A 17481-nucleotide genomic window follows, 5' to 3' on the forward strand; every position below is an offset into this window, starting at 1 on the left:
GAGAAAAGAGCCGCCCTGAACGGACGGCTCTTTTATTTTGTGGGTTTATTCGCACAAGCGGCGCTTGTGTTACTTCGTCGCCTTCAGGCGTCCCTGGTCGTCGAAATTCTTCAGAGCCTCGCTTACCACCTTGCTCAGTCCGATGAGGGCGAGCAGGTTCGGGAAGACCATGATGCCGTTGAAGAAGTCCGCAAGCTCCCATACGAGGTCGAGCTTCAGCGCAGAGCCGAGGCAGACGAAGAGCATGACTACGACGCGGTACGGCGTAAGGCCCTTTTCGCCGAAGAGGAACATGATGTTCTGCTCGCCGAAGAAGTACCAGCCGATTATCGTTGAGAAGGCGAAGAAGAGCATGCAGACTGCGACGAAGGGCATACCGTAGGAGCCGAGGCCGAGCGTGAACGCCTTCTGCGTGAGGGCGATGCCGCTTGTCTTGCCATCGAGCGCGCCGGTGACGAAGATGACGAAGGCCGTCATGTTGAGGACGAGGAAGGTGTCTACAAAGACGCCCATGATAGCGACGAAGCCCTGTTCGGCGGGGTTCTTGACCTTTGCTATTGCGTGGGCGTGCGGCGTGGAGCCCATACCGGCCTCATTGGAGAAGAGGCCGCGCGCTACGCCGTAGCGTATCGCTTCTTTCATCGTGGCGCCGATGAGGCCGCCCGTGGCCGCCGCAGGGTTGAAGGCGCCCTCTATTACCATTCCGAAGGCCGGGATGATGTGTCCGGCGTAGCGGATGAGTATGAAGAGGCCAAAGAGCAGATAGCCAGCCGCCATGATGGGAACCATCTTTTCAGTGATGGAGGCGATACGGCCTACGCCGCCGAAGAAGACGAATCCGCCAAGGGCCGCGACCGCGACTCCGACGAGGAGGCGGTTTACGCCGAACGCGTTGTTGAAGGCATCAGCTATAGAGTTCGACTGCACCATGTTGCCGATGAAGCCAAGGGCGATGATGAGGGCGACGGCGAAGAACATCGCAAGTTTCGGGCATTTGAGGCCGCGTGAGATGTAGTAAGCCGGGCCGCCTACGACCTGCCCTGAGGGAAGCTTTTCCTTATAGACCTGCGCGAGCACCGCTTCTGCAAAGATGGTAGCCATTCCGAAGAAGGCCGCTATCCACATCCAGAAGATGGCGCCGGGGCCGCCCATCGCGATGGCCGTGGCCGCTCCCGCGAGGTTTCCCGTTCCGACCTGTGCCGCGATAGCTGTGGCCAGCGCCTGGAACGAGCTCATTCCGTCCTTGTCGGCGCGTTTGCCGAAAAGGGTAAGGCCGCCGAAGGTGTACTTGATGGCGAGGCCGAACTTGCGTATCTGAACAAAATTAAGTTTCAGCGTGAAATAAAGCCCTGTGCCGCAGAGAAGGGGAATGAGGCAGTAAAGTCCCCAGATGAAGCTGTTTGCCTTTGAAACCAGTACCGTTAACTGATCCATAAAAACCAACTCCTACCTTTAATATAATGATAAAACAGAGAATGGAACATAACTACTTGTGCGCGTATCGGATAAAAACTAAGATTAATAAGCTTTCACTCGACAAACGGATTATATCTCACAAATAGATAATTGTAAATTATTATTAGTATATTTTTATCTATTATACGCAATTCTCGTAGCCCAGCACAATTTACACAAGACTAAGCGCGGCAGCGCATCTATTTTTTGTTCTCATCAACAAAAAGGGCTGTTTCCCCATCCATTTTATGAATGGGAAAACAGCCTCTTTTTAAAATAACAGTTTATTGATTATCTTTCCGGCACTATCTCGATCCAGTATCCGTCGGGGTCTTCGATGAAATAGATGCCCATGTCGCGGTTCTCGTAGCAGATGCAGCCCATCTCTTCGTGAAGCCTGTGGGCCGCGTCAAAGTCCTTGACCCTCATCGCTAAATGAAATTCATTGTCGCCCAGCGCATACGGCTCCGTACGGTCTTTGAGCCACGTCAGTTCAAGTTCAAAGCCGGTCTCCCCGTCGCCAAGGTAGACGAGCGTGAAGTCCTCACGCTCCTTTCTGTGCGCCTCGCGCAGATGCAGCGCGCACTTGTAGAAGTTGAGGCTGCGGTCAAGGTCAAGGACGTTGAAGTTGAAGTGATTGAAGGTAAAAAACATTGTTCGCGTCGTCCTCCTGAACTTACAGGAACGCCCTGTTCAAAATAAAGAGCAGAGCCAGCACGTAGAGCATCCAGTTTATCTCTTTGCCGCGTCCCATCAGCACCTTGAGCGCGACGTAGGAGACTATTCCAAACTCGATGCCGGCCGCGATGCTGTAGGCAAAGGGCATCATGAAGAAGGCGATGATGGCGGGGAAGAACTCCGTCCAGTCGCTGTAGTCCATGTCCTTGAAGCCCATCATCATATAGCCGCCGACCATGATGAGGGCTGGCGCTGTGGCGCAGGCGGGAACGACCGCTATTATCGGGCTGAAGAACATGGCGAGCAAAAAGAGCACCGCCACGACAAGCGCGGTGAGGCCGGTGCGTCCGCCCTGCTCAACGCCGCTTGCGCTTTCAACGAAGGTGGTGACGGTGGAGGTGCCGAGCACCGCGCCCGCCGTCGTGCCTATTGCGTCGGACATGAGCGCCTGGCTTGCGTTCGGCAGGTTGCCGTTTTTGTCGAGCATGTTCGCGCGGCTTGCGACGCCGACAAGCGTCCCCACCGTGTCAAAGAAGTCCACGAAGAAGAAGGTCAGCACTATGACCCAGAACTCCGGCTTCGCTATCATGGAGAAGTCCATCTTCATAAAGATGGGCGAGATGGACGGAGGCATCGACATCAAGCCCTGCGGCATCTTCGTAACGCCAAGCGGGATGCCGACAAGAGTTATGATGACTATCCCGATGAGGATGCCGCCCGTTACATGGCGCGTTTCAAGCGTTATCATTATCAGCACTCCGGCAAGAGCCAGAAGCCCCGGGATGTTGTGCGCAAGAGGCGAAAGGCCCACCAGCACGGCGTCGTTGTTGACTATGAGCCCCGCGCTCTGGAGGCCGATGAAGGTGATAAAGATGCCTATGCCCGCAGATACGCCTATTTTGAGCGTCTTTGGGATGGAGTTGACCACCTGCTCGCGCACCTTCGTGCAGGTGAGTACGATGAAGATGACGCCCTCAATGAAGACCGCGGCAAGCGCCGTCTGCCACGGTATCTTCATACCGAGCACGACGGTGAAGGCAAAAAACGCGTTCAGCCCCATGCCGGGCGCAAGCGCGAACGGATAGTTCGCAAGAAACGCCATCAAAAAGGTGGCAAGCGACGCGCCAAGGCATGTCGCCACCAGCAGCGAGCCAAAGGGCATTCCAGTAGCGGAGAGTATGCCGGGGTTGACAAAGATGATATAGGCCATGGTCATGAATGTGGTGATGCCCGCAAGCACTTCAGTCCGCACGTCTGTGTGGTTCTGGGAAAGCTTGAATTGTTTTTCCAGCCAAGCGTTCATAAAGTTACCTCCTAAAAAGATATATATCGACAGGCAAGCGGCGTCGTTACGCCTCCGCCGGAAGATCATATAAAAACAATAAGTCCGGCGCGCCCCGCCGTCAAGAGGCAAAAGGCGCTCCGGAAATTTTCAGTTCATTTCGCTCAATGTCCCAATGTTCGTTTGCCGGCGCTGTTAATAGCCCATAAACGACCAGACTATGCTTATCACTACGAAGACCACCGCCGTCACTACGCAGACCGTTTTGAAGGTATCGCGTTCGACCTGCCGCTCAAGGCGCTTTTCCTCTCTTTTGTCCACTACGCTCACTCCTTTTGACGCTCATCTTTCAGGCGCTCCCGTAATATTACAGCGCCTCATCTTTCAAAGCCCCCGTAGTACTACTAAGCGTCGACTCCAGTCTTCCGCAGAAAAGGCGAACCGCGGCCATCGCGCGCGCCCGGTCTGCGTGCGGCACGGCGCAAAGCGCGTTAGTCACCCAGCGGTGGAGTTCGTCTACGAGGCCGTCCGCCATCGTCTGGCCCTCGGCCGTCAGCTTTATCACTTTGCGGCGTCGGTCCGTGGCATGGGGCAGACGCTCTATTATTCCGCGCTTTTCAAGCGCGTCGAGCGTGGAGGTCATCGTCTGGCGCGGCACGCCGAGATAATCTGCGACCGCCGCCGGCTCCATTCCCTCGGGCCGCATCTGCAGCTCCTCAACGAGCGACATTGCGTTTGTGGAAAGCCCGTGACGCTCCGCCCAGCGTGAATAGACCTGGTCGTAGCGCCGCCATATATCGGAAAGCTCCTGCACAAAGCTCAGCTTTTTCCCCTCCGTCTTGTCTTTTACGTTGTCATCCATTTATATGTATCTTCCTCCATTACAGATGCATTGCAGGCGGCGCGTCAAAAAATCACAACCGAACCGCGGCGCGCCATCGGCAGACGCTTTGAGTTGCCGTTCCTCCACATGATAAGGAATATCGCGGCAAGAGTAAAGTTGGCGAAGAACATTGAAAGCCACACTCCGTCCAGAGCAAATAGAAGCGGCAGCGTCCACAAAAAGAGCGGCTGGAGCACGAACGGATCGCCGTAGGTCAGAAACGAGGCCTTTCCGCTTTGCCCTATCGCCTGATAATAGGAGGCTCCGACCTTGGCAAGCCCGAGGAACGGGAAGACCGGAACTGAAAGCAGCAGCCCGCGCGCCGCGACGTCGGCCGCCGTCCCCCTCATTGAGAAGAAGTCGGGGATGACCATATCGCTGCAGAAAAGCAGCAGTGAACAGAAGAGCCCCACGCCGATAGCCGCACTGAAGCCGAGGCGCGCCGTCAGCCGCCTGCGAGCCTTGAGATTCGCGCCGTGGTAGAAGCTGATGAGCGGCTGTATGCCCTCCGCTATCCCCTCTTCCAGCATGACGCCGACGGGAACGATGTAACCCACCACGGCGTACGCGGCAACGCCGATGTCGCCGCCGTAGGCTAGCGCCTGCCAGTTGTAAAGTATCATAGTGACCGCCGTCGCTATCTGCACGCCAAACGGTGAAACGCCCATGACGATTATCTTTTTAACTATATCAAAGGGCAGCCGCAGCCGTGAAAGTTTGAGCTTGACGTGCGAGCGGCCAAGCAGAAAATGCGAAGAAAGAAATAAGGCCGACACCGCCTGAGAGACTACGGTGGCCCACGCCGCGCCCGCTATGCGGAACGGAAACACTATGACCCAGAGCCAGTCGAGCACGATGTTGACGCAGAAGGCGCCTATCATGATATACATCGCCTTGCGCGGAAAGCCGTCATTGCGCACGGCGCCCAGCATCGCCATCGTTATCACCTGAGCGGGCGAAGAAATTATAAGTATCCAGGCGTATTCGTCAGCCATGCGCGCTACGTCCGGCGAAACTTTGTAATAGGTAAGCAGATATTCTGCAAGCGGCGTGAGCAGCAAAGTTGCGGCAAGCGACGCGGCAAGCGTCATCGCCGCCATCGCCCCCAGTATGCGCTCGGCGCGCGCGTCGTCCTTCTCTCCAAGGCTCATAGCGATGAGCGCGCCCCCGCCCACACCGATGCCCGCGCCTATCGCCGTCACCAGCACCGTGAACGGAAAGGCGAGCCCAATGGCTGCAAGCCCCTGCTGGCCCATCCCCCAGCCGACGAAAAAGCCGTCGACGATGGTATAGACTCCGCTCAAAAGCTGCGAGCCGATGGCCGGCAGGACAAACATAAGAAACAGCCTGTTCAGCTCTTTGTAATTCTTTGTGTGGAACATTTTTAAAACCTCCAAATATAGTACGACTACGGATAATATTATCACGTACTATTTATTAAGTCAACCGCAGAGGGCGACGGACGCGCCGCACAAGGAGCTGATATATTTTACAAAGAGACGCCATTACTGAAATATTGATATATACTTTACATAGCGTCTATATAGCGTCTTTAATAGGAAGAGCCGAAGGAAATGATGAAATGAAATTCTTCAAAGCTCCGGCAAAAAACGCGGTGGAGCAGCACGCGCGCATGACCTGCGGCCCGGTGGGGCCGCTTATCGTTTCTCTTGCGCTGCCCACCATCGCAAGTATGCTGGTCACCACAATATATAATACGGCGGATACCTACTTCGTCTCGCAGCTTGGAACGAGCGCAAGCGGCGCTGTGGGCGTCGTCTTTTCTCTGATGTCCATCTTTCAGGCGGCGGGCTTCACGCTCGGCATGGGAGCCGCAAGCGTCATAGCTAGGATGCTTGGCGCGGGCGACGCGCGCGCGGCAAGCGAATACGGCTCGACTTCGTTCTTTTCCGCGATGTTCACTGGCGCCGTCATCTGCGCGGCCGGCCTTTTCTTTCTCGACCCGCTGATGAGGCTTTTGGGCTCGACGCCTACGATACTTCCCTACGCCCGCGACTACGCGCGGTGGATATTGCTTGGCGCGCCCGTCATTTGCAGCTCGCTCTCTATGAACAACATCCTGCGCTCCGAGGGCAAGGCGGCCTTTGCCATGTGCGGCCTTGTGAGCGGAGGCGTGCTGAATATGGCGCTCGACCCTATATTCATCTTCGCCTTCGGCTGGGGCATATCGGGCGCGGCCGCCGCAACGCTGCTTTCGCAGTGCGTCAGCTTCTCCATCCTCTTTTCTTTCTTCGCGCGCGGAAAGAGCGTCATCAAGCTTTCGCCAAAGAACATATCGCGCAGGGCCGCCGTCTTTTTCTCCATCCTGCGCCTCGGCTGCCCCTCTCTTTCACGGCAGGGGCTTGCGGCTGTCGGGACGGCGGCGCTCAACACGGCGGCCGGAGGCTGGGGGGACGCAGCGGTGGCCGCAATGTCCATCGTCGGGCGCACCTTCGCGCTCATACTCTCCGTCATGATAGGATTGGGACAGGGCTTTCAGCCAGTCGCCGGATATAATTTCGGCGCGCGAAACTACCGCCGCGTGCGCGACGCCCTCTGGTTCACTGTAAAAACGGGAATGGCGATGATGGCCGTGCTTTCTGCCGTCTGCTGGTTCTTCGCGCCCGACATAATCGCATTCTTCCGCGGCGAGGACGCAATGGTCATAGCGATAGGCACGCGCGCCATGCGCTGGCAGGCGGCGGCGCTGCTGCTTCAGCCGCTCTTTGTGGCAACGAACATGGCGCACCAGTCCACGGGCATGGCGGGACGCGCCACATTCCTGGCCTGCACGCGTCAGGGCATCTATTTCCTGCCGCTGATAACGCTGCTGCCCGCCATCTTCGGCCTCACGGGAGTGGAGGCGACGCAGCCCATCTCCGACGTTCTGAGCTTCGCCACAAGCATTCCGTTCCTCTACTATTTTTTAAAGATGCTGAAACAAAAAGAACTGGAAAAAACGGCGATGTAAGCCAAGAAAACGCATAGGCGGCATCTTGCTGCGGACATGATAAAGCGCCGGCTGGACGCAAAGGTCCAGCCGGCGCCATTTTATCTCTTAACAGAAAATGCCCCTACAAGAGCGCCATGCGGTAGCGTTTTTCGGGACGCCCGACCTTACGGTAGGCGTACTCCACCACCACGCGCTCGCTCATCGTCAAAAACTCAAGATAACGGCGCGCCGTAGAACGAGAGATGCCAAGCTGATCGCCCACCTCCTGCGCGGAGTAGGTCTCCTCCGTCGCTTTGAGGAAGCTCTCTATCTCGTTGAGGCATTTGAGCTGAAGCCCCTTCGGAATGGAGCGGTTGTTGGCCCAAGAGGCGTCGTGGCTCTTCATCGAGATGAGCGCGTCAAGGTCCTCCTGCTGCCACGGGCGCGTGCGTCCAGTCAGGGAATGATGGTAGAGCTGATAATTTTTCAGCGCCGCCCGCAGCCTCTCAAAGGAAAAGGGCTTCACAAGAAATTCAAAGACGCCGGAGCAGAGCGCCTTTCGCACAAGCTCTGGGTTGTCGCCGGAAGAGACGACGATATAATCGGTGCGCGGAAATTCGCTGCGCAGCTCGCCAAGCCCGGCCTCCGGGCTGAAATCCTTCAAATAGAGGTCCAGCAGCACGACATCGACATCGATGCAGCGCATGGCCTCAAACATCGCGGTTCCCGTAGAGACGCACTTAAGAAGCATGAAGGCGTTATCGTTATTGATAACGTCGGCGTATAGTTTCTGAAGAAGCGGGTCTGATTCGGCAATGAGTACCTTTAAACTGCGCATATGCCACTTTCTCCTCTCATAAAATGATGACATCAGGAAGGGACACGGCAGCTGCCGGGCAGATGACGGGCTTCCCCTTTCCAACTGGGAGGCGCCTCCGTTTCCAGAGACACCCAACGGTCTTTCTCCATAGAAAGATGATTTCCACAGGAAATAAGACTCGGGGTTATATCTACTTAATTTCACTTATGATTATAACAAAGAGCGCCCTTTCGTCAAGAAACGGCGCGCCCCGCACGCAAGCGGCGCGCCGTTTTATTTTCCGGCGAAAATAGGCGGTAAAACAGTGCAGAGTGCGGACAAGTCCGATATAATGTAGAGGCGGAATAAAATAACGCCGCGCCGCGCATGAGGCGCGATAGAAAGAAAGAGGTGCCGTCTATGAATCAGATCTGGAACCCGGAAAGTTACAAAAACAGCGCGGACTTCGTGCCGAAGTTTGGACGCCCCGTTATAGAACTGCTTGAACCAAAGGCTGGAGAAAGAGTGCTCGATCTCGGCTGCGGCACGGGCGTACTCACCAAAGAACTTGCCGATATGGGCTGTTCAGTCATCGGGACGGATTCAAGCCCCGAGATGGTTGAGGCCGCAAAGGAGCTTGGCATCGACGCGCGCGTTGCCGACGCGCAGACGCTGAAGATGGATGAGAAATTCGACGCGGTGATCAGCAACGCCGCCATCCACTGGATGCCTGACCACTACGCCGTAGTGCGCCGCGTCTGGAACCTTCTGAAGCCGGGCGGCCGCTTTGCAGCCGAATGCGGCGGAGAGGGCTGCGTGCGCATCATCCGCGAAGGCATAAAAATTGCGCTCATAAAGCGCGGCATCGACTATAAGGCGCGCAACCCGTGGAAATATCCTGAGCTTGGAACCTTCTCCGACATTCTGGAGAGCCAGGGCTTCAAGGTAAAATTCATAGCGAGGATAGACCGTCCCACACCCCTTGAAAAGGGCCTCCGTGGATGGCTCGAGGTCTTCACGGCAAGCCACACCGCCGGCTTCACGCAGGACGAGAAAGAGTCGTTCTACAAAGAGGTGGAGGACTACTGCCGCCCGCTGCTTTTTGACAAAGAAAAGGGATGGACCGCGGACTACGTCCGCCTGAGATTCCTCGCGGTAAAGCCGGAGGAATAACCCCGGAAGAACTACCCAATACCAACTAAAACGAGAGGCCGCCGTAAAATCAGGAGCGCCTCTCGTTTTCTAAAACTATCTGCAAAAAATCTATTTATCAAAAAGTTCCGAATGGCTCCCCGCCGCCGCAAGCTTTAAAGTGTTATCATCACCTTTTTTATATATCAGCAGTAAATCAGGAGCAAGGTGCAATTCCCTGTAGCTCTTCCATCCGCCTATGAGAGCGTGGTCTTTGAATGACGCTGGAATATCCGCATCGTTCATCAAGAGGGCCACAGCTTCGTCAATAACGCCCAGCGGCGCTTGCTGGCGGCAGATGCGTTTCAAATCTTTTCTGAACCTGGCGGAGAGGACCAGCTCTCGCATCAGCTTTTTATTCCCGCCACCCTATACATATCCTCGATTGAGGCGCAGCGTTCGCCGCCGCCGGACTCCAGTTCGTCTATCGCGGCTCTTACGCTTTTATTCGGCCTCTGAGGCACTGAAATCTCAAAAGGAACCCTTCCCTCTGCCGCGAATTTTGTAACAAAGGCGTTGATGAGAGAGGCAAGAGGAATGCCCACAGCCGCCGCGTTTTCCATCGCCTGTTTTTTCACATCTTTTTTTATCCTCACTGTAATGATCTCCACGCTGGAAACGGCCATTGTCATCGCTCTCCTTTATATAATATCTATTTGCTATCTATTATATATCTCATAACTGGTCGCATCAACCATGAAACCTACAAAACAAGCAAATACGCAAAACTATTTAAAAGGCCTTGCTATTCTGGCAGAGTAGCTGGGCGCAACTATGGAATAACCGAAAACTGTCTTGGCGCGGACATCATCTAGGGAGCTTCTGGCGGCAAGGCAGGATTCAACTCGCCAGCTGGCAGAAACGGCAAACATTATTATTTGTGGCAACCAAAGAAATTCTGCCGCCACCAACACCAGCGCCAAGCGAAAGTTCGAGCGGCGGCTGCAACACTGGTCTAGGAATCTTTGCCCTTACGTTATTGATGCCGATTGTTATACGCAAAAAGAAATAATAAAAAAGAATCTGGCTGTTCGTAGGCATTGATTATACAAACAAGGCCGCTTGCAAGACGAGCGGCCTTGTTTTCAGCGGGCGTTCTTTTACAGCCCGCGCGCTTTTAATTCCGCAGTTATCTTTTCGTATAACGGAGCGGAGGCGCCCGCACGTTTTGCCATGCGCGGCACTTCGTAGACGAGGCCGTCTATTTCGGAACGTCCTCCGGCGCGGATGTCGCGCTGCATCGAGGTCGAGGCGTCGGGCGCAAGCGCGTCCAATATCTTGAGGTTTGCCGCCTCCATCTCTACGGGCAATTTTATGCCGGAGGCGTCGGCCAGCAGAACGAGTTCGCGCACGAGGGCTGTGAAGAGCCGGCGCTCCTCCCCCGCTCGCTGCATCGCGTCGGCGAGCACGTCGTGATACTGGCCGCAGGCCGCCATAGCTGAAACAAAGGTGAATTTGCGGAATGCGTCGCGTTTTATGTCGCGGGATAGCACAGTCTCTATGCCGGCCGCGCGCAGGTCGTCCGCCGTCCGTGTCAGGATTTCAGATTCGCTGCCGTCCGGCAGCCCGAAGACTACGCGGAAGATTTTCCCATTCATCGCAATCTTTCCCGGCTCTTTTATCTGAGAGGCGATGTAGACGCAGCCCTCGGCGGTGACGGCCGCGGGAAGCCGGCGCGCTATGGCGCTGCCTGTGCCGTAGATGTTGAGCAGCGGTATGACGGCGCAGCCGTGCGCCGCCGCGCGCTCTATAAAGGGCATGACCTCCGGCATCGAGTAGCCCTTTACGCAGATAAAGATGACGTCGGGGCGCGCATCGTAATTTTCCATCTCACAGGCCGCAAGCGGCGCTGTGAAGCAGAAGCCGCCTGCCTCTTCCACGGTGACGCCTCCGGCCGTCTTTATAGCGGCAAGGTGCGCGCCGCGCGCGATGAGCGTAACGTCGAACCCGCCTCGGCCCATGTATGCAGCAAGCGTCCCTCCGACGCCGCCCGCGCCGATTATCAGATATTTCATTTATTCAACGAGCCTCCATAATCATCAGCTTTGATAAAACTATAGAGGCATTATATGCCACAGGAGGCCGCAAGAAAAGCGCGCGCCCTTTGAACAAGACCGGGCAAACAATGCTGCCGCGGCGGAAAGTCGCCGGTCAGATTTTTAGTGTCCTGTCAGCGGTCGTTCCCATAGATTTTCAGCGCTTCATCAAAGCCGAAGCGCCGGAAGGCCTCCCAAAAGGCGGCTCGTTCCTGCGGGAACGGGACGGCTTTCGAGAGCCGCTGCTGCTCCGCCGTTATCTCCTCTTTGGGACGCAAAAAGATGGAAATATCCTTTGACATTGCGTCAAGCATCTCGCCGCCTTTTTTCGTGTTTGTCATGATTAGGGAGACGCCTCGTCTGTCGCACAGTTCGGGTGCATATTTTTCTATTCCCCAGCAGTCGGCGATCGTCATGTCCGACGGGCGTCTGGTGTCGGTGAAGGGGCAGACGCCGCATGAGGGGCGCGATATGAGGCGCTCGCGCACGAAGAGGCGGTAGTATCTTTCATCTTCAAATTCTTCTTGCGCGCCCTCGACCCTATAGATGAAGCCCTTGTTGCTGTTGTCTCTGTTCCACTCGTATTTTTTTGAACGAAACTGCGCTGCGGTCACCTTGCCGCCGCGTTCGCGGCCCAGAAGTTTTTTATATTCCTCCCAGATGAGCGGACTGGGCACGCTGTGGCAGATGAGGTCGCATATAAAAAGCTCCGCCGGCTCCGCGCCGTCAAAGAGAGCGCGCACCGCGGCGCACTGGCATGGAGTGCCGGTAAAGAGCGCGGGGCCGCGCGCGGCATCTTCTTTTATTGCAGCAAGAACGGAGCGGATGTCGCTTTGGACATATTTTGAAAGGCGCATTCGGTCGCGTCCTTCCGAAGCGCGCGCGGCGCGGTGGACAACGCACAGTTCGTCGTCAAAGTCCGCTCCGTATACTACGCCGCCACGCCGCAGGACGACGTCCGAAAGCGCGGTAAAAGCGCCTCCCGATGTGGAGCGCATGAGCACCTCTTCCGACTTGTGGGTGGCGGCGTAAAAACAGGGCTCGTCCGCCTCTTTGAAGCGATCTTTGCGCAATAGGGGACAGCTCTTTACGCAGAGCCCGCAGGCGACGCAGAGGGCGCCGTCGATCTCAGGATATAAGAAGCCCTCGGCGTCCTCCTTCATCGTTATCGCACGTTTTGGGCAGCGCGCCTCGCACAGGCCGCACCCGCAGCAGTTTTTCTTACCGCTGTAGACCGATTCCATATCTATCCACCAGCTTTCTTCACGAAGACCGCCCTTATTTTACGCCTTTGCAGTCGCCATGAGCAGTTTTATTCTGTTGAGCTGGTTGGTGGTGCTGACGCTCGCGTCGTAGTCGAGCGGCAGGATGTTGGCGCCTTTGAAGCGGCGTTTCAGCTCTTTTATGACGCCTTTGCCGGTGACGTGGTTCGGCAGGCAGGCGAAGGGCTGCACGCAGAGGACGTTGGTAACTCCGCTTTCTATCAGCGCCATCATTTCAGCGGTCAGAAGCCAGCCCTCTCCGGCCTGGTTCGCCTGCGAGACGACGGAGCCGCCCAGGCGCGCAAGCTCCTCTATTTTATGCGGGACGCCGAAACGCGTGCCGTGCAAAGCTTCGGCTATGGGGGCCTTTATCTTTTCTATCGCCCAGAGGCCCGCCTCGCTGAAGAGGCGCGGCAAAAACGCGCCTGCGAGGCCCTTGCCGGCGTAGACGGCGTCGTAGAGGCAGTAGGAGATGAAGCTGCTCATATCCGGCAACACGGCCTCGCCGCCCTCCTCCTCTATCAGCTCGACCAGCCGTTCGTTGGCGTTTGCGTGGTATTTGACCAGTATCTCGCCGGTGATGCCGACGCGCGGGCGCTTTATGTCGTCTATGGGCACGGCGGCAAAATCGCGCGTCATCTCGCGGACGTCGCTCTTGAAGCGGAGCCAGCTTCCGGCGCGGATGTTTTCTTTTATGCGGGCGGCCCAAAGGTCATGGAGCCTCATGCTCTCGCCCTTGTCCCGTTCATAGGGGCGGGTGCGGAGCAAAAGGCGCATGAGCAGGTCTCCGTAGAAGAGCCCGAGCGTCGCTCGCCAGGCGACGCGCGGCGGCAGCTTGAAGCCCTCCGCCTCGCCCTCCTTCTGACGATTCAGCGCAAGGACGCGCACCTGCGGAAAGCCGGCGGCGGAAAGAGCGCCGCGCAGAAGGTGGATGTAGTTGCTGGCGCGGCAGGCCCCTCCGGTCTGCGCGTAGAGGCAGTCCGTTTTTTCCGGGTCGTAGCGGCCGCTTTTCAGCGCCTCGATGAACTGGCCTACGACCATCATCGCAGGATAGCAGACGTCGTTGTTGACATAGCGAAGCCCAAGCTCCACCGTCTCGCGCCCGCCCTCCGGCAGCACCTTCAGATCCACGCCGCTGCCGTCGAAGGCCGCCTCGATGAACTGGAAGTGAAAGGGCGAAAGCGGCGGACAAAGCAGCGTACGTCCGCCTGGGCGCGCCTTGCTTTTCGCCTTTGCAAGAGGCGGCGCGGCGCAGGGGCTCTTTTCTCCCCGTTCCATTTTCATAGCGGCAAGCAGCGAACGTATCCGTATCTTTACAGCGCCGTTGTTTTTTCCCTCGTCGATCTTTATCAGGGTGTGGAGCTTGCCGTGCCGCGCGAGTATCTCCGCGGTCTGTTCTGTGCTGATTGCGTCCAGACCGCAGCCGAAGGAGTTGAACTGCACAAGCTCCACCTTTTTAAAGGCGGGATGTTTCGCCGTCACCATCGCGGCGCGGTAGAGGCGCGAATGATACACCCACTGATCCACCGCGCCGATTTCGTCTTTATCATCAAGGCCGTCAGCCATGCCGCATACGGAGTCCTCTGTGAAGAGCGTCACTCCGTAGCTGTTTATCAGCTCCGGTATGCCGTGGTTGACTTCGGGCGACAGGTGGTAGGGGTGTCCCGCAAGGACGATGCCGACCCCGCCGTGTTCGGCAAGCCACGCAAGCGCCTGCCTGCCGAAGTCCGCGATGTCCGCCTTGCAGGCCCGGGCTGCTGCGGCGGCGGCACACGCTGCGCGACGCAGCTCGGCCTTTGAGACGCCAAACGACGCAAGCGCCGGAGCAAGCGTCTCTGCCAGAGCGGCCTCGTTTTCTATCGAAAGCGCGGGCTGGATGAAGTTGACGCGGCCGTCGTTCAGCCGGTCGATGTTGAGGCGCGCGACGTCGGGATAGCCTGTGACGACCGGGCAGTTGTAGTCGTTCTGCGCATCCGCGAACTCTTTTTTCTCATGGAGGATTATCGGGTAGAAGATGTTTTTCACGCCGCGTTCAAGCAGCTCCGTGATGTGGCGGTGCGCCAGCTTCGCCGGATAGCAGACGGTCTGCGACGGGATCGTCTCGATGCCAAGATTTTCGTCGGGCGACTTTCCCGAAAGCTCCACGCGAAACCCAAGCTCCGTAAAGAGCGTGAACCAGTACGGATAATTTTCGTAGAGGTTGAGCACGCGCGGTATCCCAAGCGCGCCGCGCGGCGCGTTTTCGGCCTCAAGCGGCCTGTAATAGTCAAAGAGCCGTTTATATTTTTTCTCAAAAAGGTTCGGAGGAAGCGGCTCGTGCGTCACGGCGCAGCCGCCGCGCTCGCAGCGGTTGCCGGAGATATATTTTTTGCCGTCCGGGAAGGCGGTGAGCGTCAGCAGGCATCTGTTGCCGCAGCCGGCGCAGCTCTGCGTCGTCGCCGTCGTGCGAAATGAAGCGAGCGCCTCAGCGCCGATCAGCGTGCTTTTTTCACCGCGCCGCTCACGCGCGATGAGCGCGGCGCCGAAGGCCCCCATAAGCTCCGAGATGTCGGGGCGCACCACGACGCGCCCCGTGACAAGCTCAAAGGCGCGCAGCAGAGCGTCGCTGCGAAATGTGCCGCCCTGCACCACGATGCGCTCGCCCAGCTCCGCCGGGTCTTTTATCTTGAGCACTTTATAGAGCGCGTTTTTGACAACGGAGTAGACTAGCCCCGCCGAGATGTCGCGCACGGAAGCACCCTCTTTCTGCGCCTGACGCACCCTGGAGTTCATGAACACGGTGCAGCGCGAGCCTAAGTCCACCGGAGAGAGGGAGCTTTCCGCGGCGCGCGCGAACTCGGCCATCTCCATGTTCAGCGATTTCGCGAAGCTCTGCAAGAAGGAGCCGCAGCCCGAGGAGCAGGCTTCGTTGAGGAAGACTCCGTTTATGACGCCCTCTTTTATGCGCAGGCACTTCATATCCTGACCGCCGATGTCAATGACGAAATCTGCTCCGGGGAGCACGAAGCCCGCGGCCTTGGCGTGCGCCACAGTCTCGACCTCTCCCGTATCGACGCAAAAGGCGGCCTTTATCAGCTTTTCGCCGTAGCCTGTGACGCCGCTGCCCGCAATCACCGTCTGCTCCGGCATCTGCGAGTAAAGCTCAAGCAGCGCCTCTCGCACGGTCTTCAACGTATCGCCTACGCCTGTTTGCATATATTTTGAAAAAAGCAGCTCCCCGCCGTCGCCTATGAGCACCATCTTCGTCGTCGTAGAGCCTACGTCTATGCCAAGATAGGCGTCGCCCTTATGTTCGCTCAGGCAGGCGCGCTTTGCGCGGCATGAGGAATGCCTCTGTCTGAAGCTTTCAAGCTCCGTTTCGTCATTAAAAAGAGGCGGAAGCGCGGAACCGCGCCCCTCCGCGTGGGAGATGAAAAAATGCTCCGCGCGCCGCTGGAGCACGTCCGCACCCACGGCGCCCTGCCTTTTGGCGCTGATGGCCGCGCCCATCGCAACGTAAAGGTGCGGGTTTTTCGGGAAGATACATTGGTCAAGAGGCAGCCGCAGCGTCTCGGTGAAGCGGCTGCGCAGCTCCGAAAGAAAATAGAGCGGCCCTCCGAGGAAGGCGACTCTCCCCGCTATCCTTCTGCCGCAGGCGAGGCCGCTTATCGTCTGGTTGACTATGGCCTGAAAGATGGAGGCGGCCACGTCCTGACGCGACGCGCCGTCGTTGAGCAGCGCCTGCACGTCGGTCTTCGCAAAGACGCCGCAGCGCGAAGCTACGGGGTAGATTGTCTTATGGCCCTTCGCAAGCTCGTTCAGCCCGGCCGCGTCTGTGCCAAAAAGCGTCGCCATCTGGTCGAGAAAGGCGCCAGTGCCGCCGGCGCAGGTCTCATTCATGCGCTGCTCCGCGCCGGCCTCGTCAAAAAACGTTATCTTCGAGTCTTCGCCGCCCAGCTCTATGCAGACGTCCACGCCGGGCAGAAAGCGCGTGATGCTCGCGGTGCAGGCTATCTGCTCCTGCGTGAAGGGCACGTCCATCCCGCGCGCAAGTTCAAGCGCGCCGGAGCCGGCCATTGCAAGCGTCATCTTTGACTCTGAAAAAGAATCCCTTATATCGTTCACAAGTTTTCCCACTGCCGTCTTTATGTCGGCGAAGTGTCTGCTGTAACGGCTGAAGACTATCCTGTCCTGCTCGTCCAGCACAACCGCTTTGGCAGTCGTGGAGCCTATATCAAGCCCTGCGTGAAGAAGTTCCATTGAAGCTCCCCCTAATTCGTTCACCGTGGATAACGGATGCGCCGAAAGCGGCCGCAGCAGCCGCTGTGGTCCCGTCTTTTGCATATCCGAGCCGCCCCGAAGCGCCCTATGGCGCGCCTTGGGCAAAATTTTAGCTTTGCGTCAAATGAAGCCGGTCAAAGAAGGGGGTGTTTTTTATTTCCTGAAAACCATTTCGGAAGAAGGATGAGACTGCTGCTCACAGCCGACGGACAGATTCCATTGCTCCCATTCGCGCGGACGTTCTGCGGAGATACGCATACTCTTTGAGAACGCCACAGCAAGAGGCCTGGGCAAGAACGCCGTCTTGAGCTGAGAAAAACGCTGCGCCGCACCGCAGCGCGAGGAGACTAGAGTGCCGTCGTTCACGTTTTTTACCGCATGGACTACATAGAGGTCGCTTGCGCTGTGCATGTCGGAAGGGAAAGGGCTTTCCACTGAGAGCATGATGAATGCCTGCAACGAAATATAGAAGGCCGCTATAAGCATAGCGTAATATGATTTTCTTGCATTGCCTGCGAAATACTCCATGCCAGCGCCTCCTTATCAATAATAGAGTAGCATATTTTGATAAAAACGCCATATTTTTCTAAAAACATCAAAATCAAAAAAGGCGTCGGCAAAAAAACAGAGGCGTGGGGGGGGGGGGGGGGGGGGGGGGGGGGGGGGGGGGCGGCGCGGGGGGTGTTGGGTGTGGGGGTGTGGG

The 17481-nt window shown here is 57.2% G+C and carries 15 protein-coding genes and 1 riboswitch; of the genes, 2 read left to right on the forward strand and 13 right to left on the reverse strand.

Annotation, left to right across the window (positions count from 1 at the left end):
- Window positions 1-69 precede the first annotated feature (69 nt).
- The 6 genes from RRY12_02470 to RRY12_02495 all read right to left on the reverse strand — a co-directional run bounded on the left by RRY12_02470 (window position 70) and on the right by RRY12_02495 (window position 5680).
- Window positions 70-1434 (reverse strand): sodium:alanine symporter family protein, encoded by a 1365-nt coding sequence (locus tag RRY12_02470; protein MEG2183517.1) that lies wholly within the window; start codon window positions 1432-1434, stop codon window positions 70-72.
- Window positions 1435-1746: 312 nt separating this feature from the next.
- Window positions 1747-2109, reverse strand: a complete 363-nt coding sequence (locus RRY12_02475) for a VOC family protein (GenBank protein ID MEG2183518.1) — start codon at window positions 2107-2109, stop codon at window positions 1747-1749.
- 22 nt (window positions 2110-2131) lie between these two features.
- Window positions 2132-3436, reverse strand: a complete 1305-nt coding sequence (locus tag RRY12_02480) for an NCS2 family permease (protein ID MEG2183519.1) — start codon at window positions 3434-3436, stop codon at window positions 2132-2134.
- Between the two features lie 174 nt (window positions 3437-3610).
- A complete protein-coding gene (locus tag RRY12_02485; GenBank protein ID MEG2183520.1) occupies window positions 3611-3736 on the reverse strand; it encodes a hypothetical protein in 126 nt (41 codons plus the stop codon).
- A gap of 46 nt (window positions 3737-3782) precedes the next feature.
- Window positions 3783-4277 (reverse strand): MarR family transcriptional regulator, encoded by a 495-nt coding sequence (locus RRY12_02490; protein ID MEG2183521.1) that lies wholly within the window; start codon window positions 4275-4277, stop codon window positions 3783-3785.
- A gap of 44 nt (window positions 4278-4321) precedes the next feature.
- The gene (locus tag RRY12_02495) at window positions 4322-5680 is read right to left on the reverse strand and encodes an MATE family efflux transporter (protein ID MEG2183522.1); all 1359 of its coding nucleotides are present in this window, start codon (window positions 5678-5680) and stop codon (window positions 4322-4324) included.
- 200 nt (window positions 5681-5880) lie between these two features.
- Between RRY12_02495 and RRY12_02500 the strand changes: the two genes are divergently transcribed.
- A complete protein-coding gene (locus RRY12_02500; GenBank protein ID MEG2183523.1) occupies window positions 5881-7269 on the forward strand; it encodes an MATE family efflux transporter in 1389 nt (462 codons plus the stop codon).
- A gap of 103 nt (window positions 7270-7372) precedes the next feature.
- Here RRY12_02500 and RRY12_02505 read toward each other — a convergent pair whose 3' ends face one another.
- Complete coding sequence (locus RRY12_02505) at window positions 7373-8068, reverse strand: response regulator (GenBank protein MEG2183524.1); 696 nt, start codon at window positions 8066-8068, stop codon at window positions 7373-7375.
- Between the two features lie 59 nt (window positions 8069-8127).
- Window positions 8128-8246: riboswitch (molybdenum cofactor riboswitch) on the reverse strand.
- A 203-nt stretch (window positions 8247-8449) separates the two neighbouring features.
- Between RRY12_02505 and RRY12_02510 the strand changes: the two genes are divergently transcribed.
- The gene (locus tag RRY12_02510) at window positions 8450-9202 is read left to right on the forward strand and encodes a methyltransferase domain-containing protein (protein ID MEG2183525.1); all 753 of its coding nucleotides are present in this window, start codon (window positions 8450-8452) and stop codon (window positions 9200-9202) included.
- Between the two features lie 90 nt (window positions 9203-9292).
- Here RRY12_02510 and RRY12_02515 read toward each other — a convergent pair whose 3' ends face one another.
- From RRY12_02515 to RRY12_02540, 6 genes are all read right to left on the reverse strand, one after another.
- On the reverse strand, window positions 9293-9568 hold the full coding sequence (locus RRY12_02515) for a type II toxin-antitoxin system YafQ family toxin (protein MEG2183526.1): 276 nt from the start codon (window positions 9566-9568) through the stop codon (window positions 9293-9295).
- Entirely contained in the window at window positions 9568-9846 is a 279-nt protein-coding gene (locus RRY12_02520; GenBank protein MEG2183527.1) for a type II toxin-antitoxin system RelB/DinJ family antitoxin, read from the reverse strand. Before RRY12_02520 ends, RRY12_02515 begins: the two co-directional genes overlap by 1 nt.
- Before the next feature lie 474 nt (window positions 9847-10320).
- On the reverse strand, window positions 10321-11235 hold the full coding sequence (locus RRY12_02525) for a 2-dehydropantoate 2-reductase (GenBank protein MEG2183528.1): 915 nt from the start codon (window positions 11233-11235) through the stop codon (window positions 10321-10323).
- A gap of 155 nt (window positions 11236-11390) precedes the next feature.
- Entirely contained in the window at window positions 11391-12500 is a 1110-nt protein-coding gene (locus tag RRY12_02530; GenBank protein ID MEG2183529.1) for a Coenzyme F420 hydrogenase/dehydrogenase, beta subunit C-terminal domain, read from the reverse strand.
- 39 nt (window positions 12501-12539) lie between these two features.
- Window positions 12540-16841, reverse strand: a complete 4302-nt coding sequence (locus tag RRY12_02535; protein MEG2183530.1) for an acyl-CoA dehydratase activase — start codon at window positions 16839-16841, stop codon at window positions 12540-12542.
- 90 nt (window positions 16842-16931) lie between these two features.
- Window positions 16932-17306, reverse strand: a complete 375-nt coding sequence (locus tag RRY12_02540; protein MEG2183531.1) for a hypothetical protein — start codon at window positions 17304-17306, stop codon at window positions 16932-16934.
- Window positions 17307-17481 lie beyond the last annotated feature (175 nt).

It is taken from the genome of Cloacibacillus sp. (assembly GCA_036655895.1).
Classification (GTDB): Bacteria; Synergistota; Synergistia; order Synergistales; family Synergistaceae; genus JAVVPF01.

Excerpts from the sequence above, each read along its gene's own strand:
- RRY12_02520 (MEG2183527.1), bottom strand. The coding sequence starts at position 9,846 with ATGGCCGTTTCCAGCGTGGAGATCATTACAGTGAGGATAAAAAAAGAT.
- RRY12_02530 (MEG2183529.1), bottom strand. The coding sequence starts at position 12,500 with ATGGAATCGGTCTACAGCGGTAAGAAAAACTGCTGCGGGTGCGGCCTG.
- RRY12_02470 (MEG2183517.1), bottom strand. The coding sequence starts at position 1,434 with ATGGATCAGTTAACGGTACTGGTTTCAAAGGCAAACAGCTTCATCTGG.
- RRY12_02540 (MEG2183531.1), bottom strand. The coding sequence starts at position 17,306 with ATGGAGTATTTCGCAGGCAATGCAAGAAAATCATATTACGCTATGCTT.
- RRY12_02510 (MEG2183525.1), top strand. The coding sequence starts at position 8,450 with ATGAATCAGATCTGGAACCCGGAAAGTTACAAAAACAGCGCGGACTTC.
- RRY12_02500 (MEG2183523.1), top strand. The coding sequence starts at position 5,881 with ATGAAATTCTTCAAAGCTCCGGCAAAAAACGCGGTGGAGCAGCACGCG.
- RRY12_02475 (MEG2183518.1), bottom strand. The coding sequence starts at position 2,109 with ATGTTTTTTACCTTCAATCACTTCAACTTCAACGTCCTTGACCTTGAC.
- RRY12_02480 (MEG2183519.1), bottom strand. The coding sequence starts at position 3,436 with ATGAACGCTTGGCTGGAAAAACAATTCAAGCTTTCCCAGAACCACACA.
- RRY12_02505 (MEG2183524.1), bottom strand. The coding sequence starts at position 8,068 with ATGCGCAGTTTAAAGGTACTCATTGCCGAATCAGACCCGCTTCTTCAG.
- RRY12_02525 (MEG2183528.1), bottom strand. The coding sequence starts at position 11,235 with ATGAAATATCTGATAATCGGCGCGGGCGGCGTCGGAGGGACGCTTGCT.
- RRY12_02535 (MEG2183530.1), bottom strand. The coding sequence starts at position 16,841 with ATGCAAAAGACGGGACCACAGCGGCTGCTGCGGCCGCTTTCGGCGCAT.
- RRY12_02515 (MEG2183526.1), bottom strand. The coding sequence starts at position 9,568 with ATGCGAGAGCTGGTCCTCTCCGCCAGGTTCAGAAAAGATTTGAAACGC.
- RRY12_02495 (MEG2183522.1), bottom strand. The coding sequence starts at position 5,680 with ATGTTCCACACAAAGAATTACAAAGAGCTGAACAGGCTGTTTCTTATG.
- RRY12_02490 (MEG2183521.1), bottom strand. The coding sequence starts at position 4,277 with ATGGATGACAACGTAAAAGACAAGACGGAGGGGAAAAAGCTGAGCTTT.